Consider the following 21,947-nt stretch of genomic DNA (forward strand, 5'->3'; position numbering starts at 1 on the left):
AACCGCCGGAGAACTGCTAACCCACGGGCTGGAAGGAACCGATTGTCAGCAACTGGATCTCCGCGTTGCTGCAGGCGGTGGTGGGCTGCGGAATGAAGACGGAGCCAAAGTCCTCCGGCGGGTAGATCCGGTAGCCGGCGGCATCGGCCATGGTGCAGTCCGGGTAGTTGCCTGCCTGTACATACCGGAGGACGGCGCCGCCCGCTTCGCCCGGTGCCAGCAGCAGTTCAACAGGCGGCTTGGATTCGTCGCGGACGGCAGGGGCCCCAATGGGCTCACCGTCGGCAGTGGCCGTCAGCGAGACGCCCGGGTAACCCATCAGCATGCAGGGTTCGGTGCCCTTGTTGGTGAGCAGGAGGGTCATGTACACGCTGCCGGCCGCGCCGCCGCCGGTGGCATCAGTGGACGCCGTCAGCGAGTCCGAGGTGCAGCGCTGGGGCGCCGGATCGGGGGATGGCGCCGGCGGGGTGGTGGGGGTGGCTGTGGGGGAGTTCGACGGCGTAGGGCCGGCCGACGTCGTGGGCGTTTCCTGGGTCTGTGGCTGGGCGGGGCCACAGCCGGCCAGGACAAGGGCGCACGCGGCAGCCGCCGTGGTGAGAAGTAAACCGCGGGTGAATGGTTGAGACCTCATCGTTCCACCTTTTCGGTAGTGCGGCGGTCCGTCAACGGCGGCGCGGCTTTGGGGCGGGTTTGATGCCCGGATCGTAATGGTCCGGGCACCAAAACAGCCTATTGTCCCAGTTCAGGCGTTACTTGGCCGCCGTCGCATCCTGCTTGGCTGAGCGGCCACTGCGGGCGAAAGCCACGCCGCCGAGGGCCAGCCCGCCGAGTCCCGCGGCCAGTCCTCCCCAGCTGCGGGCTGCTGCTCCGGAGTCGTCCGTGGCGGTTGCCTCGGCGGGTTCGGCTGCGTGATCGGCGTGGCCGGCGGGTTCCGTGGCCGCCTCCGTCACCGTGAGGGCCGGAGCGGGTGCCTCCAGATCGTGCGGATCCTGCCCCTCCGCGGGGATTTCCGCCCAGTCCGTCTGCCCCGTCTCACAGGTCTGGAGGGTGGGGAAGTAGAGCGTGGTGCCTGCGGCGTCGGGCAGCTTGGCGGACAGCACCAGGGCGTCCCGCAGGCCGTCCGCCACTGGTTCCTTTGCCGTGTAGACGATCTGGCTGGTGCGTTTGGTAATGCTGCTGCCATCGGCGAGTCTGCGTGGTTCCGCAAGGGTCTCCGTCACCTTTTCCACCGTCCAGTTGGGGTTGACGGTGGGTGTGGCGTCGTTGAGTTCCTGTGGCAGCGTGATGGTGATTTTGGTGGTGGCGGCACCCTCGCAGCCGTGCGAGAACGCGAAGCCCAGCAGCGCGTAGCCGTTGGCCCCTGTCTTGTCCGGCGTGACGCCTACGTGGGCGGACGCCGGGCCGACGCCGGCGAGGAGGAGCGCTGCCGTGCAGCCTGCCAGGGCGGTGGCGGAGAGGGCGCGGCGGATCGTGGAGTTGTTCATGGTGTGCCTTTCGCGCACGCCGGTGGCAGTCACGGCGTACGGCAAATAATGCCCCCGGATCAGGGGCTGGTTCTTTGGATTTCTAATGCCAGGTCAGGAAAATACGACGGCGGAAGGCGGGCCGCGCCGGCTGTCCTGCCTGAGGTTCCGCCAGGGGCGGTGAGGGGTTGACGGCGGCGGGCCGGCCGCCGCTGGTGAGTGTCCGGCGTCGAAAGTTACGGCTTCAGGAAGGGACACCAGCGGACGCAACCACGCGGCCAGCGCCCAGAGCGCAGCTTCTCCGCGGGACATGAGGGCGGCGCAGGCCAGGGTAGCGGCGGTGTGGGCAAGAAACATTGCCAGGCCGGCGGCCCCGGCGCCATGGCCCTGCTCCGCCGCGGATTGGCCTGCGGCCGCCAGCGATGCCAGCAGTTCGGTGTGCTCCTGGGTGCTGTGCCCGGCGTGGCCGGGCTGCAGCGACGGCGCGGAAATGGCCGGGCCAAGCACGGTCAACGCCTCGTGGAGGACCAGTTGCCCGCTGCCCAGCACGGCGAGCATGGCCGGCGCGTTCAGCTTGAAGCGGGTTGCGGTGGTGGAGGCGAGTCCGGTGAGCGCCGCGATTGCCAGCAGGATGGGAAGGGCCGGAAGCACGCCGCCGCCCAGCACGTGTGCACCCGCGGCAAGCCCCACAACGGCGCTGCCCACCATGCCGGCCCGCAGCGCATGGAACGGAGCCCGGGCACTGCTGTGCTGCACGGGTTCCTCCTGGGTTACGGGCCTTGGACTGGACGGGGCGGGTCCGTAGTTAGTCTACGTCGATCCGTCCGGGCACCGCCCGTTCATGGATCTCCTTCACCTTGCCGCAACGGGACCACAGGCCAGCCACCACACATGCTGAAGATATTTGATCTTTTTATATTGATTTCGAGCAACTTATTGCAATGGCTTGTCTTCGTCGTTTATGGTCTGTGAAACGGTTAACAAGCGTGGCTTGGATCACATTCAACTTGCCCGGCACTGAGGAGACAGCATGAACTCGACGACGGAACAGGCTCCGGCAAGTCCGGCAACGCCCCGTGTCGCGGAAACGGGCGGAAGCATCCCGCCGGGGAAACGACGGCGGAAGCCCAGACCCGCCGCAGGTCCCAACCGGAGCTTCAGGTACCGCCTCCGCCGCGACAAGCAGATGCTGATCATGATGGTTCCGGCGCTGCTGTCCCTGCTGCTGTTCTTCTACATTCCGGTGCTGGGCAACGTGATCGCGTTCCAGGACTACCAGCCGTTCCTGGGCATCGGCGACAGCCTCTGGGTTGGCTGGCAGAACTTCACGGACCTCTTTGCCAACCCGGATTTCGTGCACGCATTCTGGAACACCCTGTACCTGGCCGCGTGGCAGCTGGTGTTCCTGTTCCCGATTCCCCTGGCTTTGGCCCTGATCGTGGATTCGCTGATCAGCATGCGGGTCCGGAAGGTCTTCCAGAGCATCGCGTACCTGCCGCACTTCCTGTCCTGGGTGCTGGTTATCGCGTTCTTCCAGCAGATGCTGGGTGGCGCCGGCTTTATCAACAACAGCCTGCGCCACATGGGTTTTGATCCCATTCCCTTTATGACCAACCCGGACACGTTCCCCATCCTGGTGGTGGTCCAGATGATCTGGAAGGACGCCGGCTGGGCCATGATCATCTTCCTGGCCGCACTGGCCAGCATCGACAACTCGCTCTACGAGGCTGCTGCCGCGGACGGTGCCGGCCGCTGGCGCCGGATGTGGCACATCACCCTCCCGGGCCTTCGCGCCGTGATCGTCCTGCTGCTCATCCTGCGGATTGGAGACATTCTCTCTGTCGGCTTCGAACAGTTCATCCTCCAGCGCGACGCCGTTGGGCCGGGCGCCGCCGAGGTCCTGGATACGTTCATCTACCACGCAGGCATCATCGGCGGCAGCTGGAGCCCGGGCGCCGCGGCCGGTCTGGCCAAGGGTGTAGTGAGCATGCTCCTGATCTACGCCGCCAACAAACTAGCCCACAAGTTCGGCGAAGACGGCATCTTCGCGAGGAAGGTCGGCTAGCCCGCGGGCGGCCGGTCGAGGAGAAAAACCATGGCAACTGCAACGTTCGTAAAACCTTCCCGCAGCAGGAAGCCCAAGGAACTGACCTACAACCCCAAGCGCCCGGTCTGGAAGGAAAAACCGCACCCGTTCTACCAGTCCGTCAAGGCCCTGGTGCTCATCGGGTTCAGCATTTCCATCCTGGCGCCCATCCTCCTGGTGGTCTCCACTTCCCTGGCGGACAACGAACAGCTGGCCAAGGCAGGTGGCTTCGTGATGTGGCCGGAGCGGCCCACGCTGGAGGCCTATGTGACCATCTTCAAGGGGCCCATGGTGCTCCAGTCACTGGGTGTGAGCCTCTTCATCACCGTGGTGGGCACCCTCCTGGCCCTCTTCGTGACCATCACCATGGCCTATGCAACAAGCCGTCCTGTGCTGTTCGGCCGTCCCGTGATCATTGCCATCCTGTTCACGCTGCTGTTCGCCCCCGGACTCATTCCCTCCTTCCTGATGATCCGGGAGCTGGGCCTGCTGGACTCGCTGTGGTCACTCATCCTCCCGGGCACGTTTGCGGCCTTCAACTTTGTGGTCATGCGGGCATTCTTCATGAATATCCCCGCGGAGCTGATCGAAAGCGCAAGGATCGACGGCGCCAGCGATTTCCAGATCCTGTGGCGGATCGTGATGCCCCTCTCCAAGGCCGTGATCGCCGTCGTGGGCCTGTTCTACGCGGTGGGCTTCTGGAACTCGTTCTTCAACGCCCTGCTCTACATCAACGACCACAGCAAATGGCCCATCCAGCTGCTGCTGCGCAACTTCGTGGTGCAGGGTGCAGCCGCAGACCAGCTGGGCATTACCCAGGTTCCGCCCCCGCAATCCATCCAGATGGCCGTAGTGGTGGTGGCCCTGGTTCCCATCCTGATGGTCTACCCGTTCCTCCAAAAGCACTTTGCCAAGGGCGTTATCACCGGCGCCGTCAAGGGCTGACCCAACAAGCTCCACCCCAATCCCCAGAAAGTAACCAGAAAGGCCTCTTCGAAGATGAGCACACAACAGACTGGATTCAGCCGGCGCGGGTTCCTCGGCCTGGCAGGGCTGGCGGTCACCACCGTTGGACTCAGCGCATGCGGCGGTGGGGGCGGCGCCGCCAGCGGCGAGGGCGGGGCTGCAGCCTCCTCCGCCGTCAAACTGCCCACCTACAAGGAATTCACCGGCGTCACCCCGGACATTCCCGGCAACGCCAAGGGCCTGCAGGCCGCATTCTTCAAAATGCCGGCCAACCCCGTGCAGTCGGTAAAGTCAGCTCCGCTGAAGGGCGGCACCGTCACGGGCCTGACCGAAACGTTCGACACCATGAGCCCCGGGCTGAAGGACAACGCGTTCTGGCAGCGGCTCAACGGCAAACTCGGCGGCACCCTGGAACTCCAGATCGCCGAGGACATTGGAGACGGCTACCCGGCGAAATTCGCAACGGTCCTGGCCAGCAATGACCTCCCGGACTTGATGTGGGTCCCGCCGAACCAGGGCATCCCCAACGTTGGCCCCATGCTTGAAGCAAAGTTCCAGGACCTCACCGAATACCTGTCCGGCGACGCCGTGCTTGAGTACCCCAACCTGGCAGCACTTAAGCCCGATTCCTGGAAGACCGCCGTCGTCAATGGAAAGATCTGGGGCGCGCCCATCCCCAGCACCCCCTTCGGCCAGGTCTGGATCGGCAACGCGGACATGTGGGCGCCGGTAGGCGGGTTCAACGCCAACAACGCGGAGGAATTCCTGGAGAAGGCCAAGGAAATCACCCGCCCCGGCGAGTCCAAATATGCGCTGGAGCCCGCCTACATCAACGCCCTGCACATGGTGACCGAGTGGTTCGGCGCCCCCAACGGCTGGGCCGTGAACAAGGACCGCACCCTGACCCACCTGTTCGAGACCGAGCAGTACAAGGCCGGCGTCGAGTTCGTGGCAAAGATGTTCGCCGCCGGCGTCTTCTACCCGGATACCCAGGCCCCGGATATCCGCAACCGCGTGGCCAACGGCACCGTGGGCGCCCAGGTGAATGCGGGACCGGCCGGCGTCAAGCAGTACCGGTCTGTCAACGCTACCGGCAAGTTCGAAATCCTCGTCCCGTTCAGCGCGGACGGCAAGATCAAGCCGGTGTACGACATGGGCTACGGCACCGTTGGCTTCACGCCTTTCAAGAAGACCGACGAGGGCAAGATCCGCGAGCTCCTGTCGCTGATCGACTACCTGTCTGCTCCGTTCGGCACTGTGGAGTACATGCAGAAGAACTTCGGTGAACTGGGCCAGGACTACACCCTGGATGGCTCCGGCAACCCGGTCCTCACCGAGTCCGGCAGGGTCAACGTGCCGGGTCTGACCTCCGCGCTGAACATCATGTCCAGCCCCGAAAACGTGGTGTTCAACCCCGGCTTCGACGACGACACCCGGTACATCAACGAACAGATGCAGAAGCTGCTCGAAATCTCGTGGCGCAACCCCACCAACGGGACGTACTCGGATACCAACTCGCGGTCCGGTTCCAAGCTCACCAAGATCGTCCGGGACAAGGCCGTGGATATCATCACGGGCCGCGCCCAGGTGGGTGACCTGGACGCCGCCGTCAAGCGCTGGCGTGACGAGGGCGGCGAAAAAATCCGCGAGGAATACCAGGCAGCCCTGGATCCGGAAGCACCGGTCTTCAGCAGCTAGGCCCAACAGGGCAGACTGGGCTAAACAGCAGAACATAAGGGGAACGCATGGCCAAGACAGCAGGAAACAGGGTCAGACCGACCATCCGGATGGTGGCGGCCGAGGCTGGGGTTTCCACGGCCACGGTTTCCTATGTTCTGTCCGGGCGCAGGGGCGTGGGCGGGCCAGGGGTATCGGACACCACTGTGGAACGGGTCCGGGCGGCGGCGGAACGGCTGGGTTACCGGCCCAACCACGCCGCCCGGGCAATCCGGACGGGCCGCACCAACACGGTGATCCTGTCCTTGACCATGCTCGCGGACCCGTGGTCGCTGGCCATGGTTGAAGCAGTCCAGAAGGCGGCCGCGCCGCTGGGCATCACGCCCCTGATCCTGGGGGACGCGGACTGGGTGGAAGTGCTCAACAGCCACGACGCCGATGCCGTGTTCGTTGACGCCGTTACACCTGGACAACGTGCCGCCCTGCACGGACTGGCCGCCCGCGGCACCAACCTCGTGGTGTTCGACGGCGAGCTGGAACCTGACGGGTTCGACGTCATCCGCTCCATTGCCGGACCCGGTTGCACGCTAGCGGTGGAGCACCTGCTGGCAAGCCACCGGATGGTGGCCTGCCTGGTGCCCACCCGCGAGGGGCAGCCTCTTGCCGGGTCACGCTACGACGCCTACACGTCCGCGCTCGCCGGCAAGGGAATCGAACTTAACGAGGACTACGTGGGCGTCTTCGACGGCACCACCGCAGGGGCCTATGCTGCGGCGACGCGCCTGCTGGACCGCCAGGACCGGCCAACCGCACTCTATGCGACGTCGGACTATGCGGCCGTCAGCGCCATCAACGCCGCGCAACGGCTGGGCCTGAAAGTGGGCCACGACGTAGACATCATCGGCGTGGGCAACGCGAGCGAAAGCGAAAGGATGTCGCCGTCGCTGAGCACCGTGGGCCCGGTGGATTTCTTCGAGCGGGTGGCCCGGCTGCTGCTGAAAAGGGCCGTCGACGGCGGCACCCAGGTTCCCGAGGTCCTGGACTTCCCCTGGCAGCTGTTTGTCAGGGACTCGGCTCCACACCGTACCGCGGCCGACAAACGTTATTGAGAACAAGAAAGAAGCACGAATCACATGGGAACCGTTGACATGAAGATCGGCGTCGTGGGCTTTGGCCTGCGCGCAGGGCTGTGGCGCCACGCGCACAAGCCGGGGCAGGGATCAGAGGTGACCATCATCTGCGACACCAGCGAACGCGGCCGGGCCGATGCCGCAGCGCAGGTTCCCACCGCAACGGTGACGGCGGACCTCCAGGTCCTGCTGGACAGCGGCATTGACGCCGTCCTGGTGCTGACCCCGGACAACCAGCACGCCGCCGTCGCGGTTCAAACGCTCAAGGCGGGCATCCCCACTTTCTGCGAGAAGCCGCTGGACATCACCATTGAGGCCTCCGATTCCATCCTGCAGGCCGCCTATGACTCCGGAACGCGCCTGTACGTTGGGCACAACATGCGCCACATGCCGGTGGTGGTCCAGATGCGTGAGCTGATCGAGCAAGGCGTGATCGGCGAGGTGAAAGCGGTCTGGTGCCGGCATTTTGTGGGGCACGGCGGCGACTACTACTTCAAGGACTGGCACTCGGAGCGGAAGAACGTGACCTCGCTGCTGCTGCAAAAAGGCGCCCACGACATCGACGTCATCCACTGGCTGGCCAACGGCTACACCAGGCGGGTGTCCGCCGTCGGAGACCTTGCGGTGTACGGTTCCGTTGCGGACCGCGCGGACAACAGCGGCAAGCGCATGGGTGAGTGGTTCTCGCTGGACAACTGGCCGCCCACCGAACAACACGGGCTGGCGGAGCGGATTGACGTTGAGGACATCTCCATGATGAACATGGTGCTGGACAACGGCGTGCTCGCCTCCTACCAGCAGTGCCATTTCACGCCTGACTACTGGCGGAATTACACGGTGATCGGAACGAAGGGGCGGATCGAGAACTTCGGAGACGGCCCGGGGGAGCGGATCGGCGTCTGGACCAAGCGGACGTCCGGATACGCAGAACCGGACCGGACCCTGATGATTGAGGACGGCGACGGCGGCCACGGCGGCGCGGATCCCCGCCTCATTGACGAGTTCCTCCGCTTCGCTGCCGAGGGCGGCCGGACCCAGACGTCCCCGATTGCCGCGCGCCAGGCCGTGGCCGCCGGGATCCTGGCCGCGCAGTCGCTGCGGGGGAACGGATCCGCCCTGGAAGTGCCGCCGCTTCCGGCCGGGCTGGTGGAGTATTTCGACGCCGGACAGCCTGCCCTGGTGCGGGAGTAGCTTTCCGCCGGGCTGCTTTTCGTCAGGGCAAAGTGGTGCAATTGCGCGGTTGCCACGGAAAAATGGGCCCATGGGTGCGGCTACCCCCGAACAGTTCTACGATGCCCTCGCGTCCGAATACCACCTGCTCTTCGACGACTGGTGGTCCGCCGCCCAGTGGCACGGGCGGGTAATCGCCGGCATCCTCGTGCAGCAGGGCCTGGCCGGTGGCCGCCTGCTGGACTGCACCTGCGGCATCGGAACCCAGGCCCTGCCCTTGGCGGCTCTGGGGTACGCCGTGACGGCCACGGACGTGAGCGAAGCGGCTGTTGAGCGGGCCAGGGCAGAGGCGGCGGCGAGGGGAATCGGCGTCGAATGCGGGGTTTGCGACGTCCGCGGGGTCCGGGACCACGTCCGTGGGTTATTCGATGCGGTTATCTCCTGCGACAACGCGCTGCCGCACCTGCTCACGGACGGGGACCTGGAACGTGCGCTGCGCAGTATCCGAGCCTGCCTGCGACCGGGCGGGCTGCTGCTAGCCACCCTCCGCGACTATGACGCGTTGCGGCTTACCCGCCCGGAAGGGGTGCCGATTTCGATCCACGGGGACGCCGGGTCGCGGCACGGTCCGGCCAGGCATGGACGTGGCCGGAGAACGGCGAGTACGTGGACATCGAGCTGTTCACCTTCGCGGAAGTCGAGCCCGGTTCGTGGCGGACCCATTCGTTGCCGACCCGCTACCGGGCCCTGCAGCGGGAGAAACTCGCGAGCCTGCTGACGGCGGCCGGGTACACCGCCGTCGAATGGCTGATGCCTGGGGAGAGCGGCTACTACCAGCCGGTGGTGCTGGCGAGGGCCGGTCAGCCCCAGAGTCCGTAGGCCACCAGGACGATCAGCGGCGGTATGGACTGCATAAGCGCCCCGGTCCACATCCGCCGCTCCGAAACGTAGAGGACCAGGCCCAGGATGACGTGGGCCGCGCAGGTGAAAAGGACCAGTGCACGGCCCGCCTCCGTCCAGTTGGTGCCCAGCAGAAGCAGGCCAGCGACCAGGCCCAGCGCGTAGGTGAGGTTGTAGAAGCCGATGTTGATGGCGGGCACGCGCAGCACGCCGACGTGTTCGGGTTCGATCAGCGTGAACTTGTAGAGCTCTTTGCGGTGGTAGAAAAACACTTCCATGATGAAGACGGCAACGAGGATCACGACGAAGAACCAGGCGGCGATCTGGCTGAGCAGGTTCATGATGTTGGCCTCAGCCGGCGCTCTCGAAGAACCTGAGGGCCTTGTGTGACACGACGTCCGGGCAGTGGTCGGGAAGGAAATGGCCCTCGCCCGGGAGGATCTCGGCGGTGATGTTGTTCCCGCGGCCCGGGTGGTGGCCCATCTCCTGCAGCGCGGCTGACGGTTCCATGGCGCCGATCAGGGCGAGGGTGGGCGTGGTGAAGTCCCGCCGGGCATAACCCCCGAAGATGATGCCCATGAAGGCGGGGATGAGGCTCCTTCGGTACAGGGCCGATCCTGCCCTGGCCCTTGCAGGCTGCGCCAGTGCGTTGCCGTAGAGCTCGACATCCTCCCCGGTCAGAGCGCCGGCGGGCTCGAAGGCGGTGAAAAGATGCCGCATGAACCGTCGGTTCCGCTGGATGCGCGGCCCGACCACGGGAATGGCAAGGGCGAAGGCGTGCCAGAGCTTGGGGAACAGCGGGATCAGCCGGGCATTAGGACGGATGTGCACGTCAGGGGTGCCGGTGATGACCAGGGACTGGACCAGATCGGGCCGTTCCATGGCCAGGAACTGGGCAACGAGGGAGCCCCAGTCGTGTGTGAGGAACCGGGCCCGCGGGATGTTCAGCTGTTCCATGAGTCCGACGACGTCATCCATGAGCGTCCGGGCGTCGTAGCCGCCGGGAGGTGCATCAGTCCAGCCGAAACCGCGCTGGTCCACGGCGATCACGTGGAAGTGCTCGGCCATGCGGGGGATGACGGCGTGCCACTCCCACCAGTTCTGGGGAAAGCCGTGCAGGAGGATGAGGGGATCGCCGCTGCCCGCCTCCGCAACGTGCATTCGGATCCCGCGGATATCGATCCACCGGTGGGTCACGCCGGAAAGCTGCGGCATGGCGGCTGTGGGCTGGGTTTGGGTCACGTTGTGGTCCTATCGGAAAATGACCGGTGTGCCTGTGATGGATCTAAATTACTACGTTCATAGTGACCTGTCACTACCTTTGTAGTATGGAGTATGGCTATTCGCGAACGCGCCCTGGAAGCTGCCATTGAACTGCTCGGCACGCAGGGTCTCCGGGCCCTCACCCACGTCAGGCTGGACGAGGCGGCGGGGCTGCCGAAGGGCTCGACGTCGAACTACTTCCGTACGCGGTCGGCGCTTCTGACCGGTGTGGTGGAGTGGGTGGCGGAGCAGGATCTGGCCGAGCTGGGGGATCCTCAGGGCCTCCCTGCCGACGCCGATGCTTTCGTCGCGCTGCTGGTCCATGCCGTGGAGGACCTTACTTCGGCATCCCGGACTCGCACGGTCGCCCGGTATGTGCTTTTCCTTGAGGGAACCCACGACGCCGATGTGCGGCGGCCGCTGCTGGCCGGCAGGGTTTTCTTCCGGACCTTCGTAGAAAACGCGATGGCGGCGCTCGGAGCACCGGATCCGGTCAACGCCGCCACGGCACTCACCGCCGTGGGGGAGGGGCTGACCATCCACCGGATCGCGGTGGACCCGGATGCGGAACTCTTCGCGCCGATCGACGCTGTGGTGCGGGCGTTCCTGCCCAGGTGAGGCTGGGGTGGCGGGGCGGGTGTGCGGTCCGGCAGGTTTTTGCTCCACGTCGCTGCGCGCTCGGTGCCAAATCGCCGACTTAGCTGTAAAGCGTGAGCCCGATAACGAGCACGACGCCAACGCCGTAGCGATTACTGCTGGTCGACCGGCAACGAAGATTGGCTACGTGAATAAGCAGAGGGCTAAGTGGGTGGCAGAACTGTTGGACGGCGGGCAGGAACTCGATGGCCTCGTCATCCAGTCCAAGACGTCTTCGCCCCGGATACTGCTCACTACACCTGAAATGCTTGCGTATCTCCGCCGCTGACAGTCTTTGGTCTACCTGCTTTTATAGACCCAGCTAGGCTGAGACTTTTACTGCTGGGTGGATTCTTGGGGGAGCCATGTTGAATTACTTCCGTGAAGGGCGAGAATCACAATTCGCCACGACAGGCCGGCGTTGGTACAACTTCCTCTCCGGCGCGGCACTCCTGGTGATCCTGGGATTGGTATTTATGAGCATCGCGCCGGCCTGGATCCTGTGGATAGCGATTCCCCAGGGTATTGCCGTGGATATCTGGCTCACCAGAAAATGGACCCGCGAAGACGCGCTCAAGAGAAGCAGTGCAATGTAACAGTCCTGGGTTCGACCAGCCTTTATTGGCGTGTCTATGATTCCGATGCTGGACGGACCACGTCCATCCAGTCCACGAACTTCTCCCGGATGGACTTGCTGCGGGTGTTGATCCGCTGGAGCCGATCTTGATGTCTTTCCGCCCATGCGTTACTGCGTGACGAATTCCGGACAAAGCAAAGGCCCCCGCTTCCCTTCTAAACAAAGGGAACCAGGGGCCTTCTAATTGGCGGTGACGGTGGGATTTGAACCCACGTTGGCTTTTACACCAAACAACATTTCGAGTGTTGCACCTTCGGCCGCTCGGACACGTCACCAACCTGACTAGGGTACCGGAGGGGGCGTCGCTTCCCCAAAACGGCCGCCCGGCACTAGATTCGTAAGCAAGATGACTAATGCAGCCGAACCCCGCCAGGCCACCGCCTACTGGACCGTGAGTCCGGAGAAGGGCGAGCTCCGCGCCGAAGAACTGCCGCCCCCCAAGAAGGACGAGGCCGTGGTCAGGGCGCTCTATTCGGGCATCAGCAAGGGCACGGAAATGGTGGTCCACCGGGGCGCCGTGCCGGACAGGGTGGCGGAGCGGATGTGCGCCCCGCGCCAGGAAGGCGACTTCCCGGGCCCGGTGAAGTTCGGCTACCTCTCCGTGGGCGTTGTGGAGGAGGGCCCGAAGGACTGGGTGGGCCAGCGGGTGTTCTGCCTCAACCCGCACCAGGACCGGTACGTGGTGCCGGTAGATCAACTGACAAGGATTCCCGACGGCGTACCCTCCCGCCGCGCGGTTCTCACCGGCACTGTGGAAACGGCAGTCAACGCCCTGTGGGAGGCCGGCCCCCGGCTGGGTGACCGGATCGCCGTCGTGGGTGCCGGGCTGGTGGGTGGCATGGTGGCCACGCTGCTGCGCACCTTCCCGCTGGCCCGTCTGCAGCTGGTCGACCTCAACAAGGAGCGGCAGCAATTCGCCAAGCAGCTGGACGTCGACTTCGCCACGCCGGACCAGGCAGCAGCCGACTGTGACATCGTCTTCCACTGCTCGGCCTCCCAGGAAGGACTGGCCCGCAGCCTCCAGCTGGTGGGCGACGAAGGCGAAGTGATCGAGATGTCCTGGTACGCGGACCGCAACGTCACCCTGCCCCTGGGCGAGGACTTCCACGCCCGCAGGCTCTCCATCACCGCCAGCCAGGTGGGCGTCGTCGCCAAAGCCCGCCGGCACCGCCGCACCACCAGCGACCGGCTGGACCTTGCCGTCAGCCTTCTGGAAGACCCCGTCTTCGACGCGTTCCTCACCGGATCGTCGCCGTTCGGGGAGCTTCCGGAGACCGTCCAAAAGCTGGCCGACGGCAGCCTGCAGGCCCTGTGCCACGTTATTGAATACCCGGAACCAGAGACCCCAGAACCCACCGAAAGCGCGAGGTAACCCATTGTTCAGCCTGACCGTCCGCCGCCACTTTATGATCGCCCACAGCCTGCCGCGCCTGGTTTTTGGACCCGCCCAGGGCCTGCACGGGGCAACGTTCGTGGCAGAGGTGGCCTTCCGCCGTCGTGCGTTGAATGAAAACGCGATCGTGCTGGACATTGGCGAGGCGGGGACCATCATCGAGGAGGTCCTCGCGGGCCTGAACTACAAGAACCTTGACGAACACCCGGACTTTGCCGGCAAACTCAGCACCACGGAAGCATTGGCCGAATACATTGCCCACGGCGTCGCGGCCCGGCTCAAGGAAACAGTGGACGGCCACGCGCTCGCAGGAATCGACGTCACGTTGCGGGAAAACCCGGACGCCTGGGCCAGCTACAGCATGGACCTCCCGGGAGCCTGACATCAGCTCCCCGCCGTCCATCCGGCTGCTGGTTCCCGGCAACGTCCGGCATTCCTCCGGCGGCAACATCTACAACGCCCGACTCGCCGGAGCGCTGGCAAACCAGGGTGCCCGGGTTGAGGTGGTAACTGTCGACGGCGGCTGGCCGGGTCCCAACGCCAAGGAACGGCGCAGGGTGGGCGGCTTGCTTGGGGCGTGGAGCCAGGGGAGCGGTGATGCAGCCGGCGTCACCGTTGTTGATGGCCTGATCGCCTCCGCCTGCCCGGACGAGATGGAGTACGCGGCCCTTGCCCGGCAGTCTCCGTGGGTGCTGTTGCACATGCCGTTCCGCGAGGATCCGGCCAAGGAGCGGCGGGCTTTGGCAGCAGCCGCCGGAATTATTTGCCCCAGCGTCACGGGTGCCCGGGAAGTCCAGGCGCTCCACGGCCTCACCTCCGATGTAGCGGTGCCGGGGACGGAGCCGGCCCCTGTTGCGGAGGGGTCGACGCCGCCGCACCTGGCCATGGTGGCCGCGCTCCATCCCAACAAGGCGCAGCTCCTGGCCGTCCGAGCGCTGGCGCTGGTTGCCGATCAGCCGTGGACGGCGTCGCTGGTGGGATCCGGCGGCATGGACCCGGACTACGCTGCCGCCGTCGAAGCGGAGATCAACCGGCTTGGCCTGGGCGGCAGGATCCGGATGACCGGCGAGCTCACCGGCAGCGCCCTCGCCGCCGAATGGCACCGGAGCAACCTCACGCTCCTGGTCTCCCGCAGCGAAACGTTCGGCCTGGCCGTCACCGAATCACTGGCCCGCGCCATCCCCGTAGTCGTGCGCGCAGGAACCGGGGCCGAGGAAGCCCTCACGCTGGGAACGCCCGACGGCGGCACTGCCCCGGGTGCCGCCGTCGAGCTGATGCACGGGCCGGGGGAGGAGGAACCGGAGCCGCTCTCTGACGCCCTGCGGACATGGCTGGGCGAACCGGAAGTGCGGGAGCGGTGGAGGTCCGCAGCCTTGGAATCCCGGGGCAGGCTGCCCGGCTGGGATGCAACAGCGCGGGCCGTCCTGGCTGCTGTGACGCGCGGAGCCGATGCGGCTGCAGCGTCCGCGGCCGGCGGGGGTTAGCGGTGCCCGGCGAAGAAGTCCCGCAGCAGCGCTCCGCATTCGTCCTCGCGAACACCGGCGTAGACCTCCACCCAGTGGTTGAGGCGGCGCTCGCGGAGCACGTCGAACACGGAGCCCGCCGCGCCCGCTTTCTCATCCCAGGCGCCAAAAACCACCCGCGGAATCCGGGCCAGCACAATCGCCCCGGCACACATGGCACACGGTTCAAGGGTCACCACCAGAGTGCAGTCGGCCAGCCGCCAGCCGTCCCCGGCCAGTGCCTCTCCAGCCACAGCGGACTCCCGCAACCGGGCAGCCGCCTGCCGGATGGCAACCACCTCGGCATGCGCCGTCGGGTCCCCGGACGCTTCGCGTTCGTTGCGGCCGGAACCCAGGATGGTGCCGTCCGGGCCCACCACCACGGCGCCGATGGGGACGTCCTCAGTTTCCAGTGCACGGCGGGCTTCGGCCAGGGCCAGCTCCATCCAGGCAGAGCGCTGCGCCTCGGCCGGAACCATGGCATCAGCCGGGAAAGAATTTTCTGCCGCGAACATGGCTCAATGATAGTTTCGATATTTATCCGGTGGCCGAACGGCCCGTGCCCGGAGGGGGAATGATGGATTCAGTGAAGGACCGGCTGCAGACCTGGTTCAAGCCGTACGCAGCGTTGTGGATCACCATGGCAGTGGGCGGTTTCCTGGTGATTATCCTGGCGCTGGCCGGCGCGGAAGTCTACGAGAACGTGGTGGATGAGGACGGCCTGGCGTCAATGGACATCCCGGCCCTGCAGTACGCCCAGAGCCTGCGGACCCCCGAACTCGACGCCGCAATGACGGCGTTCACCAACATTGGCGGCGGGATCGGCATGCCCATCCTTGCTTCCCTCCTCACCGCCTGGCTGACCTACCTCAGCCGAACCTGGCGCCCCATCATCCTGGTGGCCGGGGCTGCAGCGGTGTCCATCACCGCGACGGCGGTGGGCAAGCGCTTGGTGGGCAGGACCCGTCCGGACCATGTGGACGCTGTCCCGCCGTATGAAACGTCGCCGTCTTTCCCGAGTGGGCACACCCTGAACACCACCGTGGTGATCGGCGTGCTGGTGTATGTGCTGTGCCTGCAGTTCGACATTCTCTGGGCCCGGATCACTGCCATCACGGCGGGCGCCCTGTTTATCATTGCCATGGGCCTGAGCCGGGTGTTCCTGGGGCATCACTGGCTGACGGACGTGGTGGCCGCCTGGCTGCTGGGCATGGCCTGGCTGGGCATAGTTATCCTGGCCCACCGGTTGTTCCTGGGCATCACCAAACGCGAACACGTTGGCCCGGCCCCCACGTTCGACAGGCCGGTGGTGCGGGACGTGGTGAAGGAAGAGATGGCCCACAACGCGGAGGACTCCGGAGGCCCTTCCGGCCCCACCTCCGGTACTCCACGGCAATAAGGCCCGCGGGTGTGCGGATGGTAGTTTTGACCCATGCGCACACTCGTCGTGGACCACCCGCTGGTCGCCCACAAACTCACCGTTCTTCGCGACAAAAACACCCCGTCGCCGGTCTTCCGGCAGCTGACCGAGGAACTGGTGACGCTCCTGGCCTACGAGGCCACGCGCGACGTCCGTACCGAGGACGTCACCATCGAAACCCCTGTTTCCACCACCGTTGGAACAGCGTTTACCAAGCCCACCCCGCTGGTTGTCCCCATCCTCCGGGCCGGCCTTGGCATGCTGGAAGGCATGACCAAGCTGGTCCCCACTGCGGAGGTCGGTTTCCTTGGCATGGCGCGTGACGAGGAAACGCTGGACATCATCACCTACGCCGAACGCCTCCCAGAGGACCTGACGGACCGGCAGATCTTTGTGCTGGACCCCATGCTGGCCACCGGCGGAACCCTCCGCGAGGCCATCAAGTTCCTTTTCCGCCGCGGCGCCTCGGACGTCACGTGCATCTGCCTCCTGGCGGCACCTGAAGGCCTGGCCAAGCTTGAGGAAGAACTCTCGGACGCCAACGTGACGATCGTCCTGGCCTCCATCGACGAGAAACTCAACGAGAAGTCCTACATTGTTCCCGGCCTGGGCGATGCAGGCGACCGCCTGTACGGCGTAGCGGGCTAACTCCGCTCCGGATACGACGGAAGGGCCGGTTCCCAAAGGAAACCGGCCCTTCCGCATGTCCGGCCGCAGGGCTAGCCTGTGCGGATGGACTGGAAACTGGAACTTGTGTTCGTGCCCGTGTCCGACGTCGATGCCGCCAAGGATTTCTACGTCAACAAGGTGGGGTTCAACGCCGATCACGATCACCGCGTGAGCGATACGCTGCGGTTTGTGCAGCTGACGCCGCCCGGTTCGGCCTGTTCGATCGCCATTGGCGAGGGCATCAGTGACGCTCCTCCCGGCAGCGCGCCCAACCTCCAGCTGGTGGTCAGCGACATCCATGAGGCCCACCGGCACCTCAAGGAAAACGGCGTGGACGTCAGCGACGTGCAGGTCCTGGACTGGGGCCATTTTGTGTACTTCGCCGATCCGGACGGCAACCAGTGGGCCGTCCAGTACATGCCATACCGGGACGCCGGGTGAGGATGATGGGGGTTGCCCGCCCATCACGGCGATGCTGCTGCGCTAGCCCTGCCGCTGGCTGTTTAGTACCAGTTGTTGGCCAGGTGGAAGTTCAGTGCACCGCAGGGTGAACCGTAGCGCTCCTGGATGTAGTTCAGGCCCCAGTTGATCTGCGTGCGGTAGTTGGTCAGGTAGTCCGCGCCTGCGCTGGCCATCTTCTCTGCCGGCAGGGACTGGACGATTCCGTAGGCTCCGCTGCTGGGGTTGGTGGCGGTGGTGCTCCAGTCGGATTCCTTGGTCCACAGGGTTACCAGGCAGGGCATCTGGCCGGCGCCCCATCCGTAGGAGCCCAGCTGGCCCTGTGCGTAGGCCTGCGCTCCGGCGGGATCGTTGACTGCCACGGGTTCCGGTGCGGCGGCGGGAGCCAACGCGGGCTCGGGCTCGGGTGCGGGCTCCGGGGCGGGTGCCGGTTCAGGCGCAGGCTCAGGAGCGGGGGCCGGGGCCGCTTCGGCAGCAGCCGGGGCCTCAGGAACAGCGGCGGGATCGGCCTTCATGGCGGCCTGCTCGGCGGCAGCTGCGGCCAGCGACTCAGCGGAGCTGGAGACGGACGTTGCAGCGGAACCGGGCAGGAGTGCCTGCACGGAGGACGCCTGGGTCATGGACGTGCTGCCGGCCTGGCCTGCAGCGGCTGCGCCAATGAGGACGGCGCAGGACGCGGTCACGATTGCGGCGCGGCGGGCCACGGAAAGGACAGCCGACCGGCGGGTTGGTGCCGGCGCAGGGGTGTCCACAACGCGGCTGCGGATACGGGTGGAACCTGCGGAAACGGCGGTTGACGCGGCGGCCCGGCGGCCGCGGGCCTGCTCCGAACCGTCATTCAGGCGCGCGTGATCCTGGAAATCAGACATGATAGTTAGCCTCTCAACGCCTGCGGAGTTAGCTGTCGGATTCGGATGAGGTCATCCGGCCACGCGGAACTTTCACGCGATGGCTTCACCCCTAGGGCGACTCGTGCCCGGGACTGTGGGTCCCCCGCCTCTGCCTGGTTATGAGGAATCCGGATGGCGGCAGAGCTCGGCATTCATCCGGTTATGCGGCCCGAACGGTGGCCGCACCATATCGACGGTACAGGCCGCCGGAGATTAAGTCACGTTTTGGTAACGGAAATCACGACGGCGGAACCCGGCCTGGGAGGCGCGTCTCGGCGCTGGACATCGCGGGAACTTTTCCGGCGTTCTATGGTTGGGTTTCCGTGGGGTGAACATTATGTGGCTTTTCCGCACCTGGGCCACCAAATATTCGGCACACACGGTCCTTGCCCTACTTGATTGCCAAAAGTGCTACCAAAGCGTGCGGCCGATCGAATCGTGACTTACACCACAAACACGGCTTTTGTCTCACTATGCGGACTAAAGCGTCCATTGTTACTTGCAAGTTCGTATTGTTACGTTGCACACTTCATTTGTGAACAAGAACTCAACGGCACCTGCAGCCGCAGAATATTGGCCCAGCACACCTGCTGCTGCCGACATGCGCTGTTGTCGAATGCACGCCTAACTGTCATACCCCAGAGAGTTTTTAGGCATTCGTCCCCACTTAGCCCGCCGCAGGGCAACCCTCCCCAGGAATTTTCCAGTCAGTGCCGGGGAACCCAGCATTCGTGCCGCGATGACGGCCATTCACATTGAGGTAAGCATTCCATGTCAGTTGCATCCGGATACGTCCACATCTCAGTCCGTAACGCCAATAAGTCGGCCCAGCCCGCAGGCCTCCGCCCAGGCTACGCCCCGGGATTCCCTCCCGCGCCGGGTTACGCCCCGCAGGGTTACAACCCCAACTCCTACGGCCAGCTCCGCGCGGTACCGGCTGCCGAGTCGGCGCCCATGACCGCTCCCACCCCCGTGATTGCCGGCCCCAGCGCAGGCATCCGCCCGGTTGCCAATGACAACGTTGCCCGCGGCTTCGTCCTCTACATGGGCATCGACGAGGAAACCGCCGCAGCAGCAGGCACCTCCATCGCCAAGCTGGCCCAGGAAATCCGCGCCTACGCCCAGTCGCTCGTCTCCGGTGCGGAGAGCTACGCCGCCGTGGCAATCGCTCCCGCCAGCGCACCCGGCTCAGCCCTCGACGTCGTACGCTCCACCTTCGGTGACCCCACCGTCAACGCCCGGCAGCGCACGGATAACACCCGCCAGCAGGCCCAGGAACCCCGCCCCTCCGGCGTCCTGATCGACCTCGCCCGCCGCGAAGTGCACCTGGACGGCGAATCGCTGAACCTCACCTTCAAGGAATTCGAACTCCTCAACTACCTCGTTGAGAACGGCACCCGTACGGTCGGTCGCGACGAACTCCTCGAAGGCCTCTGGCGGAACGCTGACGAAGTGCCCAACGAGCGCACCATCGACGTCCATATCCGCCGCCTCCGCTCCAAGCTGGGCCGCCTCGCCAACACCGTCCGCACCGTGCGCGGCCAGGGCTACCGGTTCTACGAGCACCCGGAAGTAGTTGTCTGGGCCGCTCCGGAATACTCGATCTAGCTTTAGCTTCACCCTGCAAAAGGGCGCCCGCTCCCAGACTTGGGGGCGGGCGCTTCCGCTTCGCGGCACGATCCCTCTGCGCCTGCGCTCGTTCCTCACGCAACAACGGCGCTATCGGGATGTGCCGCTTCGCTTCAGCGCCCGCCCCACGTGCAGCCGGGTCTGGGCCTCCGCGGCTATAGGGTGGGGGGATGAGCGAGCATCACATTCGGCGGCTGATTCTTATGCGCCATTCCAAGGCTGATTGGCCCGGCGGCGTGGACGATCACGACCGGCCGCTGGAGGAACGCGGACACCGGGAGGCTCCGCTCGCCGGCCGGTGGCTGGTGGACCATCAGGTTGTTCCCGACTTCATCCTTTGCTCCAGCGCGCTCCGGACCCGCCAGACCTGCACCTGGGTATGCTCCGAGCTGGGCGACAAGGCTCCAACGCCCAAACTGGAAAGCGGACTGTATGCGGCTTCGGCCCTTCGCATGCTGACGGTGATCAACCAGGTCCCGGAAACCGTTACCACCCTGATGGTGATTGCGCACCTGCCCGGCGTCCAGGACCTCGCCATGCACCTGGCATCACGCGATTCGGATCACGACGCCTACATGGACGCCGCAACCAAGTACCCCACCAGCGCACTCTCCGTGCTGGAAACTGAGAAGCCGTGGGCGGAGCTGGATGGCCAGGATGCCGTGCTGACCCGGTTTGCCGTGCCGCGCTCCAAGTAGCTGGCCCCTGTCCCACCCGCCAGAGCCAACGGCATTACGACACTTTGCACTACGTGGTTCCCCTGTGAAGTAAGCTTGCTTACTATTGTTCTTTACAGTGGGACGCGTATCGGGAGGAGAGTGGCTGTGGCAACAGATTACGACGAGCCGCGTAAGTCTGAAACGGATCAGGCTCCGGAGTCGCTGGAGGAACTAAGGACCGCCCAAGGCGCCGTCCGTACTGCCAATCCCGACGTGGATGAGGCGGACACGGCTGAGGGTATTGAGCTTCCCGGGGCCGATCTTTCCGCCATGGAACTGACGGTGGAGGTGGTCCCGCCGAAGAAGGATGAATTCGTCTGCTCGTCCTGCTTCCTGGTCCATCACCGGTCCCAGCTTGCGCGGGAAAAGAACGGGTTGGCCTACTGCCTGGAGTGCGAGGGCAGCTGACAAAAACCCCTTGCGTCAGCAGGTCTCCAGTGCTACTTAATCTATAGCGGCAGGCATAGATCAGCCGCAGCGGCCATAAGGCCGGAGCCGGACGGTGCGCGATGCTCCGACTGCATTTTGGGCGGTCGGCATTAATGCACACGCCACAGCGCCTTGACGGCGCACGAGCAGTCGCCGCGCACCTGTCCGGTCTCCTCTGCGGGCACGTAACACGTTCATCAATTTTTTGTGAGCCCGGACACTCGCGGTACTCTCGAAGAGGGTTAAGCAGCAGCCCTTGAAGGCCTTTTATTGGGGAAATCTCATGGACCACAAGCTGCGCCCAATTGTCCGCGTTGACGCCTATCTGCGTTCTGCAACCGTCGAGTTGCACGGCTGCCTTACAGTTCCTGCCACCACAGCTTTGCTGCGGATCCTGGGCAGGGGCCGATCACTGAATCCCCGCATGGACTTGGGCCTGGATCTCCGCCATGCCCGGCATATTGACGAAGATTGCCTCAAAGTCCTGCACGTCCAGGACGGTCCACATCCCTCCTTCCCGGATGGTGCCGCGTACCAGGCCACCCGTTGGAGCGGCGCGCGGACCTCCGGCGACATCCAGGAACTGGATGCCGACGTGGACGACTTAGGCCATGTCACGGTGCTGATGCCACCGGTGTGGCCAGTCTGCCCCGTGGAAAAAGCATTGGCCGGAACCCGCCGAAAGGGGCTTCACGCATGAGCGGAAACTTTGAACTTCTGGCAGACAACCTGGGCGGACTTCATGTTGTGCTTGTTGCCGCGGACGGCCAGGTCCTGGCTTCCTCTGGTCCGTTTCAGGACGTAGCGGCTGCCGTGGCGGGAATCGCCTCTGTCCGCGAGGTCGCGGGAACGGGGCACATCATCGACAGGACTGCCAGCGCATCGTGCCGGACCTGGGGGACGCGCTAG

27 protein-coding genes, 1 tRNA gene, 1 pseudogene and 1 riboswitch are annotated in these 21,947 nt (G+C 65.2%); of the genes and pseudogenes, 21 read left to right on the forward strand and 8 right to left on the reverse strand.

The window, feature by feature from the left end; all coding sequences use genetic code 11:
- Positions 1-16: 16 nt before the first annotated feature.
- From ACPJW8_RS02990 to ACPJW8_RS03000, 3 genes are all read right to left on the reverse strand, one after another.
- Entirely contained in the window at positions 17-631 is a 615-nt protein-coding gene (locus ACPJW8_RS02990; protein ID WP_330188176.1) for a DUF4232 domain-containing protein, read from the reverse strand.
- A gap of 118 nt (positions 632-749) precedes the next feature.
- A complete protein-coding gene (locus tag ACPJW8_RS02995) occupies positions 750-1,484 on the reverse strand; it encodes a YcnI family protein (RefSeq protein WP_330188213.1) in 735 nt (244 codons plus the stop codon).
- Between the two features lie 93 nt (positions 1,485-1,577).
- Positions 1,578-2,219: a hypothetical protein gene (locus tag ACPJW8_RS03000; protein ID WP_330188177.1), complete on the reverse strand. Its 642-nt coding sequence runs from the start codon at positions 2,217-2,219 to the stop codon at positions 1,578-1,580.
- A 430-nt stretch (positions 2,220-2,649) separates the two neighbouring features.
- Between ACPJW8_RS03000 and ACPJW8_RS03005 the strand changes: the two genes are divergently transcribed.
- The 7 genes and pseudogenes from ACPJW8_RS03005 to ACPJW8_RS03035 all read left to right on the forward strand — a co-directional run bounded on the left by ACPJW8_RS03005 (position 2,650) and on the right by ACPJW8_RS03035 (position 9,371).
- Positions 2,650-3,528 carry an ABC transporter permease gene (locus ACPJW8_RS03005; RefSeq protein ID WP_425256446.1) on the forward strand — a complete coding sequence of 293 codons (879 nt, stop codon included), beginning with the start codon at positions 2,650-2,652 and terminating at the stop codon, positions 3,526-3,528.
- Between the two features lie 30 nt (positions 3,529-3,558).
- Positions 3,559-4,494: a carbohydrate ABC transporter permease gene (locus ACPJW8_RS03010; RefSeq protein WP_330188179.1), complete on the forward strand. Its 936-nt coding sequence runs from the start codon at positions 3,559-3,561 to the stop codon at positions 4,492-4,494.
- Between the two features lie 54 nt (positions 4,495-4,548).
- A complete protein-coding gene (locus ACPJW8_RS03015) occupies positions 4,549-6,213 on the forward strand; it encodes a sugar ABC transporter substrate-binding protein (RefSeq protein ID WP_330188180.1) in 1,665 nt (554 codons plus the stop codon).
- A gap of 47 nt (positions 6,214-6,260) precedes the next feature.
- Positions 6,261-7,301, forward strand: coding sequence for a LacI family DNA-binding transcriptional regulator (locus ACPJW8_RS03020; protein ID WP_330188181.1), 1,041 nt, complete (start codon positions 6,261-6,263; stop codon positions 7,299-7,301).
- Between the two features lie 24 nt (positions 7,302-7,325).
- Positions 7,326-8,513 (forward strand): Gfo/Idh/MocA family oxidoreductase, encoded by a 1,188-nt coding sequence (locus ACPJW8_RS03025; protein ID WP_330188182.1) that lies wholly within the window; start codon positions 7,326-7,328, stop codon positions 8,511-8,513.
- 70 nt (positions 8,514-8,583) lie between these two features.
- Positions 8,584-8,991 (forward strand): annotated as a pseudogene (locus tag ACPJW8_RS03030) (class I SAM-dependent methyltransferase); the annotation flags it as partial.
- A 167-nt stretch (positions 8,992-9,158) separates the two neighbouring features.
- The gene (locus tag ACPJW8_RS03035) at positions 9,159-9,371 is read left to right on the forward strand and encodes a hypothetical protein (protein ID WP_330194169.1); all 213 of its coding nucleotides are present in this window, start codon (positions 9,159-9,161) and stop codon (positions 9,369-9,371) included.
- Here the strand turns inward: ACPJW8_RS03035 and ACPJW8_RS03040 are convergent.
- Positions 9,353-9,733 carry a DUF1304 family protein gene (locus tag ACPJW8_RS03040; protein WP_330188184.1) on the reverse strand — a complete coding sequence of 127 codons (381 nt, stop codon included), beginning with the start codon at positions 9,731-9,733 and terminating at the stop codon, positions 9,353-9,355. The two genes, ACPJW8_RS03035 and ACPJW8_RS03040, sit on opposite strands and share 19 nt — an antisense overlap.
- Before the next feature lie 10 nt (positions 9,734-9,743).
- Positions 9,744-10,634 carry an alpha/beta hydrolase gene (locus ACPJW8_RS03045; protein ID WP_330188185.1) on the reverse strand — a complete coding sequence of 297 codons (891 nt, stop codon included), beginning with the start codon at positions 10,632-10,634 and terminating at the stop codon, positions 9,744-9,746.
- 93 nt (positions 10,635-10,727) lie between these two features.
- Between ACPJW8_RS03045 and ACPJW8_RS03050 the strand changes: the two genes are divergently transcribed.
- The 3 genes from ACPJW8_RS03050 to ACPJW8_RS03060 all read left to right on the forward strand — a co-directional run bounded on the left by ACPJW8_RS03050 (position 10,728) and on the right by ACPJW8_RS03060 (position 11,887).
- A complete protein-coding gene (locus ACPJW8_RS03050) occupies positions 10,728-11,273 on the forward strand; it encodes a TetR family transcriptional regulator (protein WP_330188186.1) in 546 nt (181 codons plus the stop codon).
- The gene (locus ACPJW8_RS03055; protein WP_330188187.1) at positions 11,218-11,580 is read left to right on the forward strand and encodes an HIRAN domain-containing protein; all 363 of its coding nucleotides are present in this window, start codon (positions 11,218-11,220) and stop codon (positions 11,578-11,580) included. Before ACPJW8_RS03050 ends, ACPJW8_RS03055 begins: the two co-directional genes overlap by 56 nt.
- A gap of 76 nt (positions 11,581-11,656) precedes the next feature.
- The gene (locus tag ACPJW8_RS03060; protein WP_330188188.1) at positions 11,657-11,887 is read left to right on the forward strand and encodes a hypothetical protein; all 231 of its coding nucleotides are present in this window, start codon (positions 11,657-11,659) and stop codon (positions 11,885-11,887) included.
- A gap of 226 nt (positions 11,888-12,113) precedes the next feature.
- Here the strand turns inward: ACPJW8_RS03060 and ACPJW8_RS03065 are convergent.
- A tRNA-Ser gene (locus tag ACPJW8_RS03065) sits at positions 12,114-12,203 on the reverse strand.
- A gap of 71 nt (positions 12,204-12,274) precedes the next feature.
- Here ACPJW8_RS03065 and ACPJW8_RS03070 point away from each other — a divergent pair.
- The 3 genes from ACPJW8_RS03070 to ACPJW8_RS03080 all read left to right on the forward strand — a co-directional run bounded on the left by ACPJW8_RS03070 (position 12,275) and on the right by ACPJW8_RS03080 (position 14,805).
- The gene (locus ACPJW8_RS03070) at positions 12,275-13,300 is read left to right on the forward strand and encodes a zinc-binding alcohol dehydrogenase (protein ID WP_330188202.1); all 1,026 of its coding nucleotides are present in this window, start codon (positions 12,275-12,277) and stop codon (positions 13,298-13,300) included.
- A gap of 4 nt (positions 13,301-13,304) precedes the next feature.
- Positions 13,305-13,703, forward strand: a complete 399-nt coding sequence (locus ACPJW8_RS03075; protein WP_330188203.1) for a 6-carboxytetrahydropterin synthase — start codon at positions 13,305-13,307, stop codon at positions 13,701-13,703.
- A 121-nt stretch (positions 13,704-13,824) separates the two neighbouring features.
- On the forward strand, positions 13,825-14,805 hold the full coding sequence (locus tag ACPJW8_RS03080; protein ID WP_330188204.1) for a glycosyltransferase family 4 protein: 981 nt from the start codon (positions 13,825-13,827) through the stop codon (positions 14,803-14,805).
- On the opposite strand, the gene tadA is transcribed toward ACPJW8_RS03080, so the two are convergent.
- Complete coding sequence (gene tadA / locus ACPJW8_RS03085; protein WP_330188214.1) at positions 14,802-15,302, reverse strand: tRNA adenosine(34) deaminase TadA; 501 nt, start codon at positions 15,300-15,302, stop codon at positions 14,802-14,804. The two genes, ACPJW8_RS03080 and tadA, sit on opposite strands and share 4 nt — an antisense overlap.
- A 98-nt stretch (positions 15,303-15,400) precedes the next feature.
- On the opposite strand from tadA, the gene ACPJW8_RS03090 reads away from it, so the two are divergent.
- From ACPJW8_RS03090 to ACPJW8_RS03100, 3 genes are all read left to right on the forward strand, one after another.
- Positions 15,401-16,222 (forward strand): phosphatase PAP2 family protein, encoded by an 822-nt coding sequence (locus tag ACPJW8_RS03090; protein WP_330188215.1) that lies wholly within the window; start codon positions 15,401-15,403, stop codon positions 16,220-16,222.
- 33 nt (positions 16,223-16,255) lie between these two features.
- On the forward strand, positions 16,256-16,891 hold the full coding sequence (gene upp / locus ACPJW8_RS03095; protein ID WP_330188205.1) for a uracil phosphoribosyltransferase: 636 nt from the start codon (positions 16,256-16,258) through the stop codon (positions 16,889-16,891).
- A gap of 84 nt (positions 16,892-16,975) precedes the next feature.
- Complete coding sequence (locus tag ACPJW8_RS03100; protein WP_330188206.1) at positions 16,976-17,353, forward strand: glyoxalase superfamily protein; 378 nt, start codon at positions 16,976-16,978, stop codon at positions 17,351-17,353.
- Between the two features lie 62 nt (positions 17,354-17,415).
- On the opposite strand, the gene ACPJW8_RS03105 is transcribed toward ACPJW8_RS03100, so the two are convergent.
- Positions 17,416-18,240 (reverse strand): hypothetical protein, encoded by an 825-nt coding sequence (locus tag ACPJW8_RS03105; RefSeq protein ID WP_330188207.1) that lies wholly within the window; start codon positions 18,238-18,240, stop codon positions 17,416-17,418.
- A gap of 5 nt (positions 18,241-18,245) precedes the next feature.
- Positions 18,246-18,422, reverse strand: a riboswitch (cyclic di-AMP (ydaO/yuaA leader).
- A 610-nt stretch (positions 18,423-19,032) separates the two neighbouring features.
- On the opposite strand from ACPJW8_RS03105, the gene ACPJW8_RS03110 reads away from it, so the two are divergent.
- The 5 genes from ACPJW8_RS03110 to ACPJW8_RS03130 all read left to right on the forward strand — a co-directional run bounded on the left by ACPJW8_RS03110 (position 19,033) and on the right by ACPJW8_RS03130 (position 21,947).
- Positions 19,033-19,869: a winged helix-turn-helix domain-containing protein gene (locus ACPJW8_RS03110; RefSeq protein WP_330188208.1), complete on the forward strand. Its 837-nt coding sequence runs from the start codon at positions 19,033-19,035 to the stop codon at positions 19,867-19,869.
- 191 nt (positions 19,870-20,060) lie between these two features.
- Entirely contained in the window at positions 20,061-20,588 is a 528-nt protein-coding gene (locus tag ACPJW8_RS03115) for a histidine phosphatase family protein (RefSeq protein WP_330188216.1), read from the forward strand.
- 126 nt (positions 20,589-20,714) lie between these two features.
- Positions 20,715-21,017, forward strand: coding sequence for a DUF4193 domain-containing protein (locus tag ACPJW8_RS03120; RefSeq protein ID WP_330188217.1), 303 nt, complete (start codon positions 20,715-20,717; stop codon positions 21,015-21,017).
- A 304-nt stretch (positions 21,018-21,321) separates the two neighbouring features.
- The gene (locus ACPJW8_RS03125; RefSeq protein WP_330188218.1) at positions 21,322-21,738 is read left to right on the forward strand and encodes a hypothetical protein; all 417 of its coding nucleotides are present in this window, start codon (positions 21,322-21,324) and stop codon (positions 21,736-21,738) included.
- Complete coding sequence (locus tag ACPJW8_RS03130) at positions 21,735-21,947, forward strand: YegP family protein (RefSeq protein WP_330188219.1); 213 nt, start codon at positions 21,735-21,737, stop codon at positions 21,945-21,947. The genes ACPJW8_RS03125 and ACPJW8_RS03130 overlap by 4 nt, the downstream gene beginning before the upstream one ends.

This window comes from Pseudarthrobacter sp. J47 (assembly GCF_049810315.1).
Classification (GTDB): Bacteria; Actinomycetota; Actinomycetes; order Actinomycetales; family Micrococcaceae; genus Arthrobacter.